The following is an 18499-nucleotide window of genomic DNA, read 5'->3' on the forward strand; positions in this document are numbered from 1 at the left end:
GCCTCTCTGGCGCTGAATAAAATCTAGTTCCGATTGATTCGGTTCTCCAGATAGGACGCTAACGAATGGACGGAATGCCCTTGGCTGGGAGATTGGTTGTGAATAATGCCTATAACCAGATCAGCTAAGTGAAGCAGGCTCACCGCGCGCGGAGGGAAGAACCCTTCGAGGTTCCGATAAACGAGTCGCCTGATAAATCAGCGGTATGGCCAGCAGCGCCAGAGCCGCGCAGGCGACCCATACGCTATGCCCACCGAAATGACCATAGAGCTGGCTTCCAAGCGTCGGCGAAAGCAGCACGCTCGTACTCCAACACATGGCAAAAAGACCAAAGTACTGCCCGCTCTTTCCCGCCTGTGCACGCTGCATGACCAGAACATTGAGGGTCGGCATGAAAAGAATTTCGCCAAGCGTCCAAACCACCGTCGACAGGCAGACAAACAACATTCCGGTACCCAGAGGCAGCATTCCAAGTCCGCAAGCCAACAAAAGACTGCCGGCCAGCAGTTGCCGTCGAGCCCCCCATTGCTCCCCCCAGTGAGAAAACGGAATTTGCAGCGTCACCACGAGCATCGCATTGAGTGCGAATTGCCACCCGATGAACTCAGTACCCAACCGATAGTAATCAAGTAAATAGTTGCCCAGCATGCTGTAGACCGGTTCAAAGGCAAGGCCCAGCAGCACAGAAGCCGCCAACAACCAAAGGAAAGGCTTGTCCCGATACGGTGCGCATAAACCCGAAGCTGTATCCGTGTTCTCCTCCATCAAAAAAGCTTCGCGATGAAATGTCGACCGTACAAACCAGACTAAGGCCAGCACCGTCATCGCCGCACTGACAAAAAACACCCAGCGAAAATCAGTCTGCGCCAGGACACCACCCGCCACCCCGGCTACCGCCATCCCCAGGTTGCTCGCGACACGGCTCAACGACTGCGCGCGAGCGCGTTGCTTAACGTCGCAATGCTCCATAAGCAAACGTTGATGAAGCGTACGAATCGCACCGTCGAGTGCACCACTGAGCAACAACAACCCGCCAAGCAAAGTCACATCAGTGACCAGCCCCAACAAGACCAGTATCCATGCAGAAACAAAAAACAACGCGGCAGTGAGCCGCACCGTGGAGAAATGATCACTCAGCAGTCCGCCGACCATTGACCCTATCAGCAAGCCGGCCCCGTATCCGGATAACAACCAGCCAACCGTCTCAATCGAAAACCCTAGTTCCTGACGCAGGTACAGCGCCATGAACAGTTTGACCATGGCACTCAAGCGACTGATAAAGATCAACGTGGCAAGGACCCAGGCCATTGAACAGAAGTAACCAGCCAGCCGAGTCATGTGGGTGAACCGACTAAGCATGCCATTGGTCCAGATTAAGACTCACATGGCTGTGAATGCCTTTTGAAACGAAAGAAATGTCCGAACGAATCTTATGATTTTCATCGTAAAAATACTGCGCCTGGAGCCGACCCTCAGCATCCAGACCAATCAGGGGGTTGTTGATCAGAAATTGTCGAGTTGAAGCACAAAGCGTTGGCACTCGAATCAATATCCGCCATTGGCCAAACGCGTTATCCGGAACAAAGGCCTGGGCCCCAAAGCGTTTTTTGTACTGGAATGTTCCCTTACTCAAAAATGGCTCACAGCCCTGAAAGTCGACAGAATCAATGAAGGGTTGATTGGATGCCCATTCCAGAATCGCGTGATAAACAAAGTTCTGCGCTCCATTTTCCCGGCAAACCGCAGCACCCCCCCTTTACCCCGATCAATCGCGCATTCAAGGTACGCACCGATTTATCAATCTGGGAAACACTGCCCGCTACCCACTCATCATTCAAATGAATCCGAAACAATACTCCTCGTTTGAACAAATCCAGATAAGCCGCATCCTCCGGCACACTCCGAGCAAATGAACCGTAGCGAGTACTCATTGTCGGGACATGCATGGAGCGGTAGAAGGCGAAAAAATCTTCATCTTCAAGCGATACGTCGAAATCAAACCCTTGCCTGACAGCGTGAATACGACGTTTGCTTTCTCGATGAGAGATCTGACTCAGAACATGCTCCCAACCAGCAGAAACGTCGACTTTCTGGTGAATCCGGCTTACGCCCACAATATCGCCCTGATGCTGGCATTGATGAACAACCTCTTCGGGAGCCATCAACACGCACATAGTGGTTCGGTTCTTCTTTATGAATATCTCAAGTTGATTCCACTCCAGAGTCCCTTCCCGCTCTACAGAGGAAAACTCGAAAAAACATTGATCCACGAAAGGAGCGATGTAGAGCAGCCCTTCTGCCACTCCGACATAAACAAGACTTGCAGGTCTTCCCGCTCTGGAATGTCCCCTGTAAACACGGAAGTGGCAGAGCGCTTCGCCAGGCATGGAAGGTCTCGCACTCATGACTTAGAGCACCTGCAAAGGATCTCCATCATCTCTTCAGCGCTGCTGATGAATGACAATCCCTCGGCTGGAATGGCTTCGTAGTCCCCCCGACAGTAGGAGCCCGAAGCATGAATGGTGCAACCGTCCATGCCCTCTAGTAACTGTCGATCAATCGCATTCATGCAACCTGTCATTGCCATAACCAATGACCACTCTTTCAGGTCCCGTGGATCGGCTGGCAATCTGACTGGCGTATCTGCGAGCAACTGAACGCATTCGCTGTAGCGCTGCATGCACTCATAAAGCGAAACAACAATTCCTGAGCCGCCATTGGCCCTGACGTGCCCAGTCATTTCTTCTGCCGTAGGCGGCAAGTGAGTATAAAAAGTGGGCTCTAGAACCTCATCGGGACTCCAGGTCGCAGCAGGAAAATGCGCAGACACTGCCTGCACCCACAACCCGTTTGGAGCTTGGGTATAGCTGGGTGCAGAAGCACCCTCGAAGTTTCCGTCAAGTAAGTGCAGCACCATATCGCTGGTAGCTAGATGTTGAACCAGTAAAAACGAAGGTAAGGAAATTGGGGTCCTTTGACGTTTCAATACCTCCACACCTGAGCAATATCCCAAAAGACCGTATGCACTAGACACCGCATGCACATGTACGGTCCTGCGATCGGTGTCCCAGGCGTCGCCATACTCAAAGTCAAAAAACGCCCGGACCTGGTCAGAAAACCGGTAATTCTCAAGCCGCAGGGAATGCCACAACTTCGAATCACCTAATGGACGGCGATTGAAAAGAGCCTTGAATTGCTGTCCGACAACCTTCACCGCTTCCGGCGACTCGGTATCAAGCACAAATACAGGGTTGAGTGCACGCAACCGAGGGTCGTCATAAAGTTCGGATCTACGCAGTTTCCCGGTCGTCTGGGCAGGCGTCAGCGTGACAATCCGCAATTGCTCGGGATGTGCCAACTGGGTCTTCAATGCACGCAGAACTGCATCACGCAGTGCAATCGCCTTGTTACCGGAGGATGGCGAAAACAACAGGATGCTTTCACCGGTTTCCTGAATATGCCGGATGGCACGTGCAACGATTAGTGTCGAGGCAAAGGTCTTTGTTGTTTGAGTATTTGCGTTCTGCCTCAGGTCGAACAAACGTAACGGCACACCCCGGTAGCGGCCCATTTCAAAAAACTGCGCTGTGGCGACCGACAGGAAGGCCTGCATACGAGGATCCAGCTCAGGCAACCTCATTGTGGGTTCGAAAGCATCGTCGCTGCCGCTGACTTCGAAGCCGGGAGCACTGGCGACGATCAGATCGTAGTAGCGCTCGATAACCGAAATGGGATCCTGAGGTCTCCGGGTTGCCAGTGCATCTGTACCGCTTTTCATCACATCCATTTGTCCAGCGCTCCTGTTCGTGGATATTCGCTACTTGCGAATGTCTTTCGAACGCTAGACGTCAAGGACTCCCTTGTCTCTGGTCAAAACCTTGATAACTGAAAAGCAGACCCAAGCTACAGAACTCAGAAAAAACGCTTACAGAAACATCCCACATGCTTCGCCTCGGGCCGGACCAGAGATAAAAATAGGCCCTCCGTGTTTTCGGGTGACATCTCTTCGCTTAGTGATGTTTACGCACCGCAAGGAATTTCACGCCCAGCCAACATCCCTCATCAGCGCCAGATTAATCTGGGGATCGAGCTCATCTTGTGTGCTGCGTTAAGGTAATGCCGAATAACTCAGACAAAGGCCACTGCCATGGATCTGTCTCAAAAACTGCTGCATCTGGAACAACGCTTACTGTCACGGGCAACCCGGCGCGACGCAGAAGAAATCTCCTGCCTGATCGCCGACGACTTTGTCGAGTTCGGCGCCAGCGGTGGCATCTGGAACAAGGCCGAGCTGGTCGAACAGTTGCCTCTTCAGTCGTTCTCTCTGCGCACCATCAGTGAGTTCGCAGCCAAACAGCTCTCAGAAAATACGGCCCTGGTGACTTATCAATGTCACACCGTCGCCATCGGGCTTCAACACCTATGTTGATCGGTCTATCGATTTCGCGAACAGGCTCGCTCCCACAAGGTTTCACCTAACCGGGCGAAATCGGGGCATTAAAAAACCCCGCAGCTTTCGCAACGGGGCTTTTGGTTTTACAGCTCAGCGCTTAATGATGCTCACGCGTCGCACGGAATTTCACATCCGGCCAGCGCTCTTCCATCAGTGCCAGGTTCACCCGCGTCGGGGCTAGGTAGGTCAGGTGACCACCGCCGTCGATGGCGAGGTTTTCCACAGCCTTGATCTGGAATTCTTCGAGCTTTTTCTTATCATCGCAATCGATCCAGCGCGCGGAATAAACGGTAATCGGCTCGTAGGAGCACTCGACCTTGTATTCCTCTTTCAAACGGCTGGCGACCACATCGAACTGCAGCACACCGACGGCGCCGAGAATGATGTCGTTGCTGCGCGTCGGGAAGAACACTTGTGTCGCGCCTTCTTCCGCCAGTTGCTGCAGACCCTGACGCAGTTGCTTGGACTTGAGCGGATCACGCAGGCGTACGCGACGGAACAGTTCCGGGGCGAAGTGCGGGATGCCGGTGAAACCCAGGACTTCGCCTTCGGTGAAGGTGTCGCCGATCTGGATGGTGCCGTGGTTGTGCAGGCCGATGATATCGCCGGCAAACGCTTCTTCCAGTTGCTCACGCTCGGAGGAGAAGAAGGTCAGCGCATCGCCGATCCGCACGTCTTTGCCGGTGCGCACGTGGCGCATCTTCATGCCTTTTTCGTACTTGCCGGAGCAGATACGCATGAAGGCGATGCGGTCGCGGTGTTTCGGGTCCATGTTCGCCTGGATCTTGAACACGAAGCCGGCGAATTTCTCTTCAACTGGCTCCACGGTGCGCTCGTTGGCGACACGGGCCAGCGGTTTCGGCGCCCAGTTGACCACGGCGTCGAGCACGTGATCGACACCGAAGTTGCCCAGTGCAGTACCGAAGAACACCGGGGTCAGTTGGCCGTCGAGGAATTCCTGTTGATTGAATTCGTGACAGGCGCCCTGTACCAGCTCCAGCTGATCGACGAAGCGATCGTACTCGTCGCCCAAGTGCGCGCGGGCTTCATCGGAGTCGAGTTTCTCGATGATTTTCACATCGGTGCGCTCGTGGCCGTGGCCAGCGGTGTAGACGATGATGTAGTCGTCGGCGAGGTGATAAACGCCCTTGAAGTCGCGGTAGCAACCGATCGGCCAGGTGATCGGTGCCGCCTTGATCTTCAGGACCGCTTCGATTTCGTCGAGCAGTTCGATCGGGTCGCGGATGTCACGGTCAAGCTTGTTGATGAAGCTGACAATCGGCGTGTCACGCAGACGGCAGACATCCATCAGCGCGATGGTCCGTGGCTCTACACCCTTACCGCCGTCGAGGACCATCAATGCCGAGTCAACCGCTGTCAGGGTGCGGTAGGTGTCTTCGGAGAAGTCTTCGTGGCCCGGGGTGTCGAGCAGGTTGATCATGTGGTCGCGATACGGGAACTGCATGACCGACGTGGTAATGGAAATACCCCGTTGTTTTTCCATTTCCATCCAGTCGGAGGTGGCATGGCGGTCAGACTTGCGAGATTTCACCGTGCCAGCAATCGCAATCGCCTTGCCCATCAGCAAGAGCTTCTCGGTGATGGTGGTTTTACCGGCATCGGGGTGGGAAATAATGGCGAAAGTGCGGCGTTTCGCGACTTCGGCGGCCTGTTTGGTCATGGGAAATCGCCTGGCAGGTGATTCAAAAAAGGGCGGCGAGTATAGCGCAAACCGACATCTACGGACCACCGTTCGCCCTGTCGCCAACGGCGATCGACGGGCCAGAAGAAACATCAAGGGTGGCTAAATGCTGCTAATTATGGAACCTTTTAAAAGGTGCAGACGTCCACTCCCCTGTTACGGCACTCGTACCAGGCGCTGAAAAATCAGCAAGTTGGCCTGACGAGGCTGCGCTTATGGCTCGATCTCATGCGGTTTCATCAGCATGAAGAGCTGCTTCTCGCGAACGTTGTTTTTCCCGGCAGCCAGGAATGGCATGCCACTCGGGACTGCGTTCGCCGACAAAGAAAAAGGAGTCTGCCTGTGGCTATTCGCTATGGCAAAGGGCTGATAGGAGGTGCGGTTGTCGTCGCCCTTCTGGCCCTGCTGGTCCACTGGATTGGCATCAACACGATCGAACATTACCGCGACGATTTGTTGTTTTACCTGCAAGCTCATCTGATTCTCGTCCTCGCTTCCATGCTGGCCGCCCTCGTTGTGGGCATACCCGCCGGTATCTTTCTCAGCCGCCCGACCATGGTGGGCCGCGCTGAACGCTTCATGCAGATCTTCAACATCGGCAACACCGTGCCGCCTCTCGCCGTACTGGCCATCGCCCTGGGTATTCTCGGCATCGGCAGCGGCCCCGCGATTTTCGCCCTGTTCCTCGCTTCGCTGTTGCCGATCGTGCGCAACACCTATGAAGGCCTGAAAAACGTTCAGGGTTCGCTCAAGGAAGCGGCCGTCGGCATCGGCATGACACCGACTCAGGTGCTGTGGCGAGTCGAACTGCCGAACGCCGTGCCGATCATCATCGGTGGCGTGCGCGTGGCGCTGGCAATCAATGTCGGTACGGCACCGCTGGCGTTCCTGATTGGCGCCAACAGTCTGGGCAGCCTGATTTTCCCTGGCATCGCCTTGAACAATCAGCCGCAACTGCTGCTCGGCGCGGCCTGCACCGCCCTGCTGGCCTTGCTGCTCGACGGTCTGGTGACACTCGCCAGCCGCCTCTGGCTCGAACGCGGCCTGCGCCCGTCTTAAGCCTCGGCAAAGGAATATTTATGAAAAGACTGACCTTATTATTGGGCTGCGTCCTGCTGTTCGCAGGATTTGCCCAAGCAGCTGAAAAACCCGTGATCCGCATTGGTGCCAGGGTGTTCACCGAACAAACCCTGCTGGCGGAAATCACGTCCCAGTACCTGAACGCCAAGGGTTACGACACTCAGGTGACTGGCGGTCTGGGCAGCAACCTGGCCCGCAGCGCCCACGAAAGTGGTCAGCTCGACCTGATGTGGGAATACACCGGCGTGTCGCTGGTGGCTTACAACCACATCACTGACAAGCTCGACAGCGCTCAATCCTACGCCAAGGTGAAAGAACTCGACGCGAAAAAAGGCCTGATCTGGCTCACCCCGTCGAAATTCAGCAACACCTACGCCCTGGCCCTGCCAGAAAACACCGCGAAGGCGTATCCGCAGATCAACACCATCAGCGAGCTGAACACGGTGATGCAGGCTGAGGCGAAGACCCATCACCTGGTGGCGCTGGACACCGAGTTCGCCAACCGTTCCGACGGTCTGGACGGCATGGTGGACCTCTACGGCATGAACCTCACCCGCAAAAACATCCGCCAGATGGATGCCGGGCTGGTCTACACCGCCCTGCGCAATGGTCAGGTATTTGCCGGTCTGGTCTACACCACGGACGGTCGTTTGAACGCCTTCAAGCTGAAACTGCTGGAAGACGACAAGCATTACTTCCCGGACTACACCGCTGCGCCGGTGGTGCGTCAGGTTTACCTCGACGCGCATCCGAAACTCGCCGAAGAACTCAAGCCGCTGGCCGAACTGTTCGACGACGTCACCATGCGCCAGCTCAACGCGCGGGTCGATGTCGATCACGAAAGCCCTTCATCCGTTGCCGCCGATTTCCTGCGCCAGCACCCCATCAAATAAGGAGGAAAAGACATGGAATTTCTGAACGCCTTTTCCCATCTCGACTGGCCGCTGGTCCTGCAACTGACCGGGCAGCACATCACCCTCGTCGGCATCGCCGTGACCCTGGCGATTCTGGTCGGCGTGCCGCTGGGCATCCTGATGACACGCTTCCCGACACTCGCCGGTCCCTTGCAGGCCAGCGCCACGGTGCTGTTGACGGTTCCGTCGATTGCGCTGTTCGGCCTGCTGCTGCCGTTCTACTCCAAGTTCGGCCAGGGCCTGGGCCCGATGCCGGCGATTACCGCGGTGTTTCTGTATTCGCTGCTGCCGATCATGCGTAACACCTACCTCGCCCTGACCGGCGTCGACCCCGGCATTCGCGAAGCCGCCCGCGGCATCGGCATGACCTTCGGCCAGCGCTTGCGCATGGTTGAGCTGCCGATCGCGGTGCCAGTGATCCTCGCCGGTGTGCGCACCGCCGTAGTCATGAACATTGGTGTCATGACCATCGCCGCCACCATCGGCGCCGGTGGCCTCGGTGTACTCATTCTCGCTTCCATCAGCCGCAGCGACATGTCGATGCTGATCGTCGGCGCCGTGCTGGTCAGTCTCCTGGCCATCTTCGCCGACCTGCTTCTGCAATGGCTGCAACGCACGCTGACTCCAAAAGGACTCCTGAAATGATCGAACTTCAAAACCTCAGCAAGACCTTCCAAAGCAACGGCAAAGATGTGAAAGCCGTGGACTCGGTAAGCCTGACCGTCAATGAAGGCGAGATCTGTGTGTTCCTCGGGCCATCGGGTTGCGGCAAAAGCACCACGCTGAAAATGATCAATCGCCTGATCAAGCCGACCTCCGGCAAGATCCTGATCAACGGCGAAGACACCACCGACCTTGACGCCGTGACCCTGCGCCGCAACATCGGTTATGTGATCCAGCAGATCGGTCTGTTCCCGAACATGACCATCGAGGAAAACATCACCATCGTTCCGCGCCTGCTCGGCTGGGACAAACAGAAATGCCACGACCGCGCCCGCGAGTTGATGAGCATGATCAAGCTGGAGCCCAAGCAGTACCTGAATCGCTACCCGCGTGAATTGTCCGGTGGCCAACAGCAGCGGATCGGCGTGATTCGTGCGCTGGCGGCCGATGCGCCGCTGCTGTTGATGGACGAACCGTTTGGCGCGGTCGACCCGATCAACCGCGAGATGATCCAGAACGAGTTCTTCGAGATGCAGCGGGCGCTGAACAAGACCGTGATCATGGTCAGTCATGACATCGACGAAGCGATCAAGCTCGGCGACAAGATTGCGATTTTCCGCGCGGGCAAGTTGTTGCAGATCGATCACCCGGACACCTTGCTTGCGCACCCGGCGGACGACTTTGTCAGCAACTTCGTCGGCCAGGACAGCACCCTCAAGCGTCTGTTGCTGGTGAAAGCCGAAGACGCGGCGGACAACGCGCCGTCGGTGAGCCCGGAAACGCCCGTGGCTGAAGCCCTGGAGTTGATGGACGAACTGGACCGTCGTTATGTGGTGGTCACTGATGGTGAGAACAAGGCGTTGGGTTATGTACGACGTCGCGACCTGCACCGTCAGACCGGCACCTGCGCGCAATACCTGCGCGAGTTCAACGCCACCGCAGTCTACGACGAGCATTTGCGCATCCTGCTGTCGCGCATGTACGAGTTCAACCGCTCGTGGTTGCCGGTGATGGATGCGGAGCGGGTGTTCCTGGGGGAAGTGACTCAGGAATCGATTGCCGAGTATTTGAGCTCCGGCAAGTCCCGTGGGGGCAAGACCAGTATTGTTTCGCCCGCTGAAGTGGCTGAACAGGCCGCCACCGCCTGACGCCCTCACGACAGTCGGCGCGCGGGTTATCAAACCCGCGCCCGGCTGCACTTTTATTAAGTCCAATCCCTCATCGCAATACCGGCACGAAGGTCAGCGTGGATTGCAATCCATGTTAACGGCCTCTTCATGCGATACATAAGGGCGGGCGGGTTCCAGATTCCAGGTGGGTTTGTCCTGAGCGATCTTCGGATTGGCCACATGGCAGGAGAACTGCCGCCGCATGCTGCCGCCGTCATGCCCCCAGTTCCAGTTCTTGTTATTGGCCGCAAGGTTGAACAATTCCGCATAGGCTACGTTGGTTTTGTCCGGCCCAATGGTTCTACCGCAAGCCGTCGGCGTTTCCATCAGGGAGGGAATAGTTTTTTTCATGTCAGGTTCGAAGTATTTTTCATTCCATTCGGCTTTCTCGATGTACTTCTCACATGAGCCTTTGTCTGCGTCTCCAGGTGGAACTCCCTGATCGCTTGTGTTGTAGGTAAACGTTGCGTCCTGCGCAGTGGTTTTAGGAAGCTTGAAGGCAATAACCGGTATCCAATCGCCTTTGCCGGTTTTCGCCAGGGTAGCGTCGTACCAATCCTTCTGATCGCTTTGAGCGAGTTTCAGACCGGAAGGCGCGGTGTAAATAAAGCCCAATACTGGAAACTTCGGCTGCAGATCCTGCTCCCAAGTCCCTAGGCGCAATTCGGTCTGTGTCTGCATCGACTCGTCTTTTATTAGCTCTCGTGCCTTTATAAACTGATAAAAAGCGTCGCCCTTATTGAAGCTGCCACGGTCATCCATTACAAAACCACATTGCTTTTGATGATTGCTTTTTACGCGACGATAATCCTTAAACCAATCGGCAGCTGTGGTAATCCCGACGTCCTGGCAAGTATTTTCTTTTTCCGCTGTATTTGAATTGTCGGCGCATCCCTGGTCCGTCCTGTAATCAGTCCAGGCATCAATGGGAAAGGCGCATTTCACATCAAGCTTTACTTCGTCCCGGGATAAAAAGTCATTCGGCTTTAAAACAAAACCATTACTCTTCAGCAACCCGAGATCCTGATACTCGGCATCCTTCCTCAGATAAGAAACTGAAACACCGCCACTTTTGACTGACGGCGGGCTTGGATTCCAGACATGGAACCCCTTCCCGCTGTCGGTTCCCCTGAGCATCAAGCTGGAGCAATTTGAGGCAAGCCTACCGTTCCCGCAATCCCTCGGGGTGAAGTTGTAGTAATAAGTCATCAGCGTTGCCACGTCATTACCGGCGCTTGCCTGTAACCAAGGCGAACTTGATGCACACAACAAACACACGATAGCCTTCAGCAGCGTCCTAGCCGAACGAGTAGACATGAACTATTCCTCATTGATATTTCAGTCGACAAGCAACGGCTCACTCGCAGACAAACTTACGCCCACAAACAAATACCTGTTCGCCAGAGATAATTTCTCAGAAAACCTGATTTAACTCTTGAAAGCCACTTACCATTCAAGAGCAACTTTCAAACTAAGTATTTATCAATATCCGTCACCTGACCACTGTCACAAATGACAGGTTCAAACCGCAAACCAAGATCTTATTGAAATAAAAGTGGAAAAACTTATAGCCAAACTAAACGTTCATTTTTGGCGGAGGGAGATTGGAAAGGTTCTGTCATCGCTCGTGGAGCGAATCCACCTCAAAAAATCCGCGTCTCGGGAACATCGCACTGTCATGCAGGTCGGTTACACAGGTGACTGAGGCGCACCGCACGACGGATGCGTGCAAAAACGCGACATTTTTTGTTGATCTCAAGCCCCTCACGCCCTAAAGTTCGCGCCGAACGTCCATGCTGGAAACGATCCATCCGGCTCAAGTACTGACGACGAGACAGCAAGGCCAAGGGAAAGCACCGCTTCCCATGGCCTTTTTGCTTTCGGCGACATGCCTTGGGAAGTAGGCGAACCAAAGTGGGGATACGGAGGACGTTCAGGAGGGTGTGTCATCAATGAAATCACGAGTGCGCCGGAGCCTGCTTTTGCGCAGGGCAAGGCGCGAGGCCCGCGGTTTGGTTGTTCCAAATAAGGGACGAGCAACGCAGCCCTGCGCAAAAGCAGACCCGGCCCTTCGGGTTGTGCCTGAGCGCGCGCCATGCTGCGTTGCAGGCCTTGCGAAGGGAATGGCCATGAGCGGCGGCCTGCGCCTTGCCTGGCACGCGCTCAGGCGCAACGCACTCGCGATTTCATTGATGACACACCCTCGCACCCATTGATTAATCTAGTTTGCCAGTAGGAGTTCCCAGCATGTCGATCAACGTCGAAGACTATTTCGCGCGCGATACCTTCAACAAAATGAAGGCCTTCGCCGACAAACAAGAAACCCCGTTCGTGGTGATCGACACCGCGATGATCAGCCAGGCCTATGACGACCTGCGCGCCGGTTTCGAATTCGCCAAGGTCTACTACGCGGTCAAGGCCAACCCGGCCGTCGAAATCATCGACCTGCTCAAAGAGAAAGGCTCGAACTTCGACATCGCTTCGATCTACGAGCTCGACAAAGTGATGAACCAGGGCGTCGGCCCGGATCGCATCAGCTACGGCAACACCATCAAGAAATCCAAAGACATTCGCTACTTCTACGAGAAGGGCGTGCGTCTGTATGCCACCGACTCCGAAGCCGACCTGCGCAACATCGCCAAGGCAGCACCGGGTTCGAAAGTCTACGTGCGCATCCTCACCGAAGGCTCGACCACCGCTGACTGGCCTTTGTCGCGTAAATTCGGCTGCCAGACCGACATGGCCATGGACCTGCTGATCCTCGCTCGCGACCTGGGCCTGGTGCCGTACGGCATCTCGTTCCACGTCGGCTCGCAACAGCGCGACATCAGCGTCTGGGACGCGGCGATCGCCAAGGTCAAAGTGATCTTCGAACGCCTGAAAGAAGAAGACGGCATTCACCTGAAGCTGATCAACATGGGCGGCGGCTTCCCGGCCAACTACATCACCCGCACCAACAGCCTGGAAACCTACGCTGAAGAAATCATCCGTTTCCTCAAGGAAGACTTCGGTGACGAACTGCCGGAAATCATCCTGGAACCGGGTCGTTCGCTAATCGCCAACGCCGGCATCCTGGTCAGTGAAGTGGTGCTGGTCGCCCGTAAATCCCGTACCGCTGTAGAGCGATGGGTGTACACGGATGTAGGCAAGTTCTCCGGCTTGATCGAAACCATGGACGAAGCCATCAAGTTCCCGATCTGGACCGAGAAGAAAGGCGAGATGGAAGAAGTGGTCATCGCCGGCCCGACCTGCGACAGCGCCGACATCATGTACGAAAACTACAAGTACGGTTTGCCGCTGAACCTGGCGATTGGTGATCGGTTGTACTGGTTGTCGACCGGTGCTTACACCACCAGCTATAGCGCGGTTGAGTTCAATGGCTTCCCGCCGCTGAAGTCGTTTTACGTGTAAGCGATATCACAAGATAGAAGGTCCATGAAAACATGGACCTTTTTTATTTCCGCAGCCATGACTCAACGTGGTCCATCATCGCCATACATTCATTAGCGCCCTCAATAGTCGCGCCCAATTTGAAATTCAACTCCCCTAGTCTGGACACACTCTTTGCCCGCAACAGCTCGTTGATCGCGCCCTCTATACGTTGATACATTTCCTCGATGAACAGCCCCATCTGCGAGTTAACAGAAGCGAACCCATCAAATAACACTGCAATATCGGCCTTATATTCTGCTGCCCTGACCACAGCGTCCCTGGAAGAATAAGCGAAGCCCCAGACAGGTGCAGTGTTATTCTCGCGAAACAACTCTTCCGCAACAGTCGGTTGTGGATGGCAATTACAGGATCGATGGTCCATCGCCCGCGTGAATACTGATTTCAGTCCAAACGACTCAACATACAGCTCCGCAATCGTATATTTCAGTTGTCGTATCGCAGCTTTTAGCTCATCAAATCGAAGAAACAACTCGTGAACCAAGTCTCGTACATCCTTTGGCGGAAATAACTTCCAGGTCGGGGACCTGGACAAACTGTACAACCTGAAATCCACTTGACCAACGGGTTCGTTCCTGGAAGTTTGCTTGGTAATTTCTAAAGATTCGCGGGCAAACGTTACGAGATCTTCAATATAAGTTCTGCATAAACGCTTGGCTTCTTCAGTGCGCCCCCAAAGCTCTTGTAGATATCGCGTATTAAACGGTGCATTGTTCAAGCGCGAATCCTTGGCCAGAACCGCCAGTTGATGGCCGCTGTTTCTACGGCGCTCAAATGCAACCGGTATACTGTTGAATGTCGGCTGCAGGGAACCAAGGAAATTGGTGTAACGATCTAATACACGCCGCTGCGCCGCGGTAAATTCATTGGCAAGTCTATTCATCTTTCATTTTAGAAGGGGTGGGCGTACGGCCCACCCCCTCGACTCCTTATGACTGCTGAATAGTCTTCATGTATTTAACAACGTCTGAGATCCGGGCAATTGCGATATCCGCTCGCAACTCGACGGGCAGCGACTTATCTTGCTTGAATTCGCGAGAGAACTTTTCAACGTCGGCAACCAGATTCGAGAATTCATTCACGTATTCCCAGCGCCCATCGTCCAGCTTGTCCAGCGTCTGTACCAATTCAATCTTCCCATCAATCTGGGCGATATCTTTAGTGTGTTTTTGCGACTGCACTCTCAGATCGCCCGCTTTATCCTTGAGCCTGTTGTACGCCGCCAGCATGTTGAGATACGAAATGGCCTCGCCAATACCAGAGATCAATTTTTTAATCGTATCAACGGCCAACAATGCGACTTGAACCTGTGGCGGCGCCATACCCAGTGCTTTTAGATTTTCCAGTGATAGCTGCGCCTCTTTACCAATTTTTTCGACTCCTGCTTTCCCGATCAAGTCAATCGCCTCGGACACGGACTTCATCTGCTCTGTCAGCTCCGCCAATTTTTCTTCGGATTTGGTTTTTAGCGCTTCAGCGAATGCCCGATCCTGCTGCAGCGAAACAACCCATTTTTCCGAGGCAGTTCTGTCATAGGGAGAGCTGATACTTGCATGAAAACTTTTTAAATCTTCAGTTTGTGCGGACATTGCATTGAATACAATTTTGAGTTCCGCCTCCATATCCTCACGAACCTCGTCCACATCGTCCGGATACTCAAGCTCTGCCTGATAGGCTTTCAGTTTTTTCTCCGCACGTTCCAATTTGATACTGTTTGTCTGCGCCTGACTGCGCAGATCAAACGTTGTCTTATTGATAGTCATCGCCAGACTATTCATTGTTCTGACAGTACCAGGCAAGTAATCGTATTGTTCGACGAGCATTTGTGCAGTGGTGTTCGTTCCTTGCACCGCGGCATCATGGCCACGTAAGTTCGCCATATTGAAAACTGAATTATCCGAATTATTAAATAGCGAAAACATCTGCACCCTACTCCTGAAAGTCAAACGATTATTCTCATATTCCTTATCTGCCTCTGCGAACACAGCCAGCAATTGATCAGAACTTACTTTTATCTGCTCCCAAGGATCAATGATACTGAGTATCTGATTTTTAAATCGCCGCAAAGAAGTTGCCTCCTCCAGCTTATCGACCTCTTGGACAGATGCATTGATATAAGTAGCCAACGCATTCCATACCAGCATAAGATTTTGAGTCGCGACTTCAGCCTCGATCGCAACGTAGCTCAGATTCTGAAGGTCATCCCGCACCTTGTTCAAGGAGTTCAGTGTCTGGCTTTTACTGGCCATTTTTTGATTAGCGGTTTGTTGCCCTTCCTTCAGTTTATTTCGTTCACTGCGTATCTTTTCAGCCTTGACACCCTGATAGATGCCGAGAATCAACCCGCCAATATTGAGGGTCGCTGCCGACTTGATCGCTTCCTGTACCAGTTGGTCATATTGCTTATTGAGCTCATCAATCTCTTTCGAGCGTTGGTCAATTTCAGCTTGCAGGACCTGAATATCAGCCTGATACGTATTTTTGGAAACAAACTCTAATCGCAACTTTATTTCCGGCAACACTTCCGCGCGCATATCAGTGCCAAAGCTATCCAGTTCGGCTCTAACCCTTTCGGCCTTGTCATGACATAACTTGACCTTCGCCAGCATGTCATTGAGGTATGCCTTGATGTCTGGAACATCACCCTCAGGCAAGCCAAGATCGGGAAGATTCGGAATCTTGGCTTTAAGTTTCTGATACTCCTCCGGCGTGTTGATATTGTGCTCTTCCAGATATTTCGATGCTTTGAGATCCTCATAGACCTCTACAATTCCTTTGCCAATCCTGATAATGCTACCACCGAAAATTTTAAGATCGGTGCCTGTCAGCATTATCTTCTCGCGCAATGGCGACCAGCGTTTAGCATGATCATATGTCATTGTGAATGTGCGTAGAAAATCCCTGGACTTAAGTCCCACACCCCCTTCATCACCTGCGCCATAATTTAAATACGCAATAACATCTTGCAGCCGAACAGAAAGAGACAACCCTAAAGTTTCATACTTCCTCAGACTGACAATCTGCTGTGCGGTCAGCTGCATTCCGGGCTCCCGGTTATATACCTCACCATCGCCAGTTGACGCTTCCACAAATACTTTGGGCGCTTTCGCCGCTGCTTGGACGATCTTATCGTCCACCTTGAATTCCATTAGAGACTCCTTGTCTTCTTCGGATGTATATAAAATTTATGTTTCCATCGATACTGGCGAGTGTTTACTCCACTCAATTACAGATATCGCGCAAAAAGACTTTAATACAGCACCACAGTTATCCACCAGAGTTCAAATATATAAAATTAAGACAAACCACAAGAGAAACATCGCCCTCACCCGAATTGACGTCACGACTTAAAGATGAACCCCACAAACTTACTGGCCGAATCACTCACTTAAACAACAACGGCAAAATCCCGGCGGATACTTTATCGCCAGACCTTTATGTCATAGGAACCAAGATAATAAGCCTTGTTGTGCGGTGCTCTTTATTGCGCAACCCTGCGTATCAACAACTTCGCTATTAAGAAGATAGAAGTAACGATAAACCGTTACAGGCCGGCCAGCTGGGAAAATCGCTGCCGGTAAGCATCAGCCATCTCACGAATTTGCGGATGATGTGCGTCTAGTAATGACTCACTGCTCACCCGCAAGAAATTCACACTCCCCCCGACCAGCGCCTTGCGCAACCAGCCAAGTGCTTCATAGACTCGCCCCTCATCGGCCAGCACCGCCGCGTAACTGAACTGCCCCCGAAAATCCCCACCTTCGGCAGATCGCTGATACCACTGCCGTGCCGCGAGTGGATCAGCGAGGCAAACCTTGCCATCTTCCAGATAACGCCCCAGCAGGTTCATCGACTTCGCATGGCCCAACGCGGCCGCCTGGCGATACAGGTTCAGCGCTTGCAACTGATCCTCGATCACCCCGCGCCCGGTGGCCAGCAGGTTGGCGAAGTTGTACATCGCCCAATCCAGTCCGGCTTCGGCGCCCTGGCGATAATGCCCTGCAGCAACCGAAGCATCGGCAACGCAACCCCAGCCATGCTCATGACAACGACCGAGCATGTTGCGCGCCATCAAATGCCCACGCTGAGCGGCGATGTCAAACCAGCGCACGGCCAGCGGCTGATCCTTCTCGATGCCCTTCCCGTCCAGCAGAATCTGACCGAGCAACGCTTGAGCATCCAGCACGCCTTCACCGGCGGCGATGAGAATCGCCTGCGCCGCGCGCGCCGGGCTTTCCTCGAGCATGGCCTTGAGTCGATCACCATCGAGGACTTCCTCGCGGCGCAGTTGATAACTCATACCTCGACCCAGCGACGCAACAGATTGTGATAAGTGCCGGTGAGGCGAATCAACGATGGGTGATCAGGCATATCCTGGGTCAGCTGCTGGATCGCCCCGTCCATCTCGAACAGCAAGGCGCGCTGGCTGTCTTCGCGGACCAGGCTTTGAGTCCAGAAGAACGAGGCGTAGCGAGTGCCGCGCGTCACGGCGTTGACCTTGTGCAGGCTGGTGCCGGGGTACAGAACCATATCACCGGCCGGCAACTTCACGCGTTGGGTGCCGAAGGTGTCCTGGATTTCCAGTTCGCCGCCGTCGTAGTCGTCCGGTTCGCTGAAGAACAGAGTGGCCGACAAATCGGTGCGCACCCGCTCGATGCTGCCCTTGGGTTGGCGCACGGCGTTGTCGATGTGAAAGTCAAAACTGCCGCCGGCCGTGTAACAGTTCAACAACGGAGGGAAGACCTTGTGCGGTAACGCCGCCGACATGAACAGCGGATTTTTCCACAGCCGTTCCAGCATCGCCGCGCCGACTTCCTTGGCCAGCGGATGACCTTCAGGCAGTTGCAGATTGTGCTTGGCTTTGGCCGACTGGTATCCGGCGGTGATCTTGCCGTCCGCCCAATCTGCCTGCTCCAGGGCCTCGCGGATGCGCTGCACTTCTTCTTTCGCGAACACGCCGGGAATGTGCAGCAGCATGGGATGACACCTGAAGACAAAGAGGCGGCAATGGTATTGATTCTTATTGCCCGTGTAAAACCCCCACGACGAACGAGACGCCAAAAACCGT

15 protein-coding genes are annotated in these 18499 nt (G+C 54.1%); 6 read left to right on the plus strand and 9 right to left on the minus strand.

The genetic code is table 11. The features are described 5' to 3' along the window. Positions 1–120: 120 nt before the first annotated feature. From WLY71_RS11020 to WLY71_RS11030, 3 genes are all read right to left on the minus strand, one after another. Positions 121–1359, minus strand: coding sequence for an MFS transporter (locus WLY71_RS11020; RefSeq protein ID WP_347803564.1), 1239 nt, complete (start codon positions 1357–1359; stop codon positions 121–123). Between the two features lie 305 nt (positions 1360–1664). Next, a complete protein-coding gene (locus WLY71_RS11025) occupies positions 1665–2405 on the minus strand; it encodes a hypothetical protein (RefSeq protein WP_347803565.1) in 741 nt (246 codons plus the stop codon). Further along, on the minus strand, positions 2402–3787 hold the full coding sequence (locus WLY71_RS11030; RefSeq protein WP_347803566.1) for a DUF6002 family protein: 1386 nt from the start codon (positions 3785–3787) through the stop codon (positions 2402–2404). Before WLY71_RS11030 ends, WLY71_RS11025 begins: the two co-directional genes overlap by 4 nt. A gap of 360 nt (positions 3788–4147) precedes the next feature. On the opposite strand from WLY71_RS11030, the gene WLY71_RS11035 reads away from it, so the two are divergent. Continuing rightward, positions 4148–4429 (plus strand): DUF4440 domain-containing protein, encoded by a 282-nt coding sequence (locus WLY71_RS11035; RefSeq protein ID WP_347803567.1) that lies wholly within the window; start codon positions 4148–4150, stop codon positions 4427–4429. A 121-nt stretch (positions 4430–4550) separates the two neighbouring features. On the opposite strand, the gene WLY71_RS11040 is transcribed toward WLY71_RS11035, so the two are convergent. After that, positions 4551–6134 (minus strand): peptide chain release factor 3, encoded by a 1584-nt coding sequence (locus tag WLY71_RS11040; protein WP_347803568.1) that lies wholly within the window; start codon positions 6132–6134, stop codon positions 4551–4553. A 363-nt stretch (positions 6135–6497) separates the two neighbouring features. On the opposite strand from WLY71_RS11040, the gene WLY71_RS11045 reads away from it, so the two are divergent. Genes WLY71_RS11045 through WLY71_RS11060 form a run of 4 tightly spaced genes read left to right on the plus strand, consistent with a single transcriptional unit; the run spans position 6498 to position 9960 of the window. Then, positions 6498–7214 (plus strand): ABC transporter permease, encoded by a 717-nt coding sequence (locus tag WLY71_RS11045; RefSeq protein ID WP_008148956.1) that lies wholly within the window; start codon positions 6498–6500, stop codon positions 7212–7214. 20 nt (positions 7215–7234) lie between these two features. After that, positions 7235–8128 carry a glycine betaine ABC transporter substrate-binding protein gene (locus tag WLY71_RS11050; RefSeq protein ID WP_347803569.1) on the plus strand — a complete coding sequence of 298 codons (894 nt, stop codon included), beginning with the start codon at positions 7235–7237 and terminating at the stop codon, positions 8126–8128. Between the two features lie 12 nt (positions 8129–8140). Continuing rightward, positions 8141–8794, plus strand: a complete 654-nt coding sequence (locus WLY71_RS11055) for an ABC transporter permease (protein WP_008148960.1) — start codon at positions 8141–8143, stop codon at positions 8792–8794. Beyond that, positions 8791–9960, plus strand: a complete 1170-nt coding sequence (locus tag WLY71_RS11060; RefSeq protein WP_347803570.1) for an osmoprotectant ABC transporter ATP-binding protein OsmV — start codon at positions 8791–8793, stop codon at positions 9958–9960. Before WLY71_RS11055 ends, WLY71_RS11060 begins: the two co-directional genes overlap by 4 nt. Before the next feature lie 93 nt (positions 9961–10053). On the opposite strand, the gene WLY71_RS11065 is transcribed toward WLY71_RS11060, so the two are convergent. Further along, the gene (locus tag WLY71_RS11065) at positions 10054–11298 is read right to left on the minus strand and encodes a DUF2599 domain-containing protein (RefSeq protein WP_347803571.1); all 1245 of its coding nucleotides are present in this window, start codon (positions 11296–11298) and stop codon (positions 10054–10056) included. A gap of 930 nt (positions 11299–12228) precedes the next feature. On the opposite strand from WLY71_RS11065, the gene WLY71_RS11070 reads away from it, so the two are divergent. Then, positions 12229–13392, plus strand: coding sequence for a type III PLP-dependent enzyme (locus WLY71_RS11070; RefSeq protein WP_033058084.1), 1164 nt, complete (start codon positions 12229–12231; stop codon positions 13390–13392). 43 nt (positions 13393–13435) lie between these two features. On the opposite strand, the gene WLY71_RS11075 is transcribed toward WLY71_RS11070, so the two are convergent. From WLY71_RS11075 to WLY71_RS11090, 4 genes are all read right to left on the minus strand, one after another. After that, positions 13436–14314, minus strand: coding sequence for a hypothetical protein (locus WLY71_RS11075; RefSeq protein ID WP_347803572.1), 879 nt, complete (start codon positions 14312–14314; stop codon positions 13436–13438). 46 nt (positions 14315–14360) lie between these two features. Next, positions 14361–16580 (minus strand): alpha-xenorhabdolysin family binary toxin subunit A, encoded by a 2220-nt coding sequence (locus tag WLY71_RS11080; protein ID WP_347803573.1) that lies wholly within the window; start codon positions 16578–16580, stop codon positions 14361–14363. A 395-nt stretch (positions 16581–16975) separates the two neighbouring features. Further along, positions 16976–17731 (minus strand): tetratricopeptide repeat protein, encoded by a 756-nt coding sequence (locus tag WLY71_RS11085; RefSeq protein WP_347803574.1) that lies wholly within the window; start codon positions 17729–17731, stop codon positions 16976–16978. Continuing rightward, complete coding sequence (locus WLY71_RS11090; RefSeq protein WP_008148973.1) at positions 17728–18408, minus strand: Fe2+-dependent dioxygenase; 681 nt, start codon at positions 18406–18408, stop codon at positions 17728–17730. The genes WLY71_RS11085 and WLY71_RS11090 overlap by 4 nt, the downstream gene beginning before the upstream one ends. Between the last annotated feature and the right edge of the window lie 91 nt (positions 18409–18499).

This window comes from Pseudomonas rossensis, from assembly GCF_039888995.1.
Lineage (GTDB): Bacteria > Pseudomonadota > Gammaproteobacteria > Pseudomonadales > Pseudomonadaceae > Aquipseudomonas > Aquipseudomonas rossensis.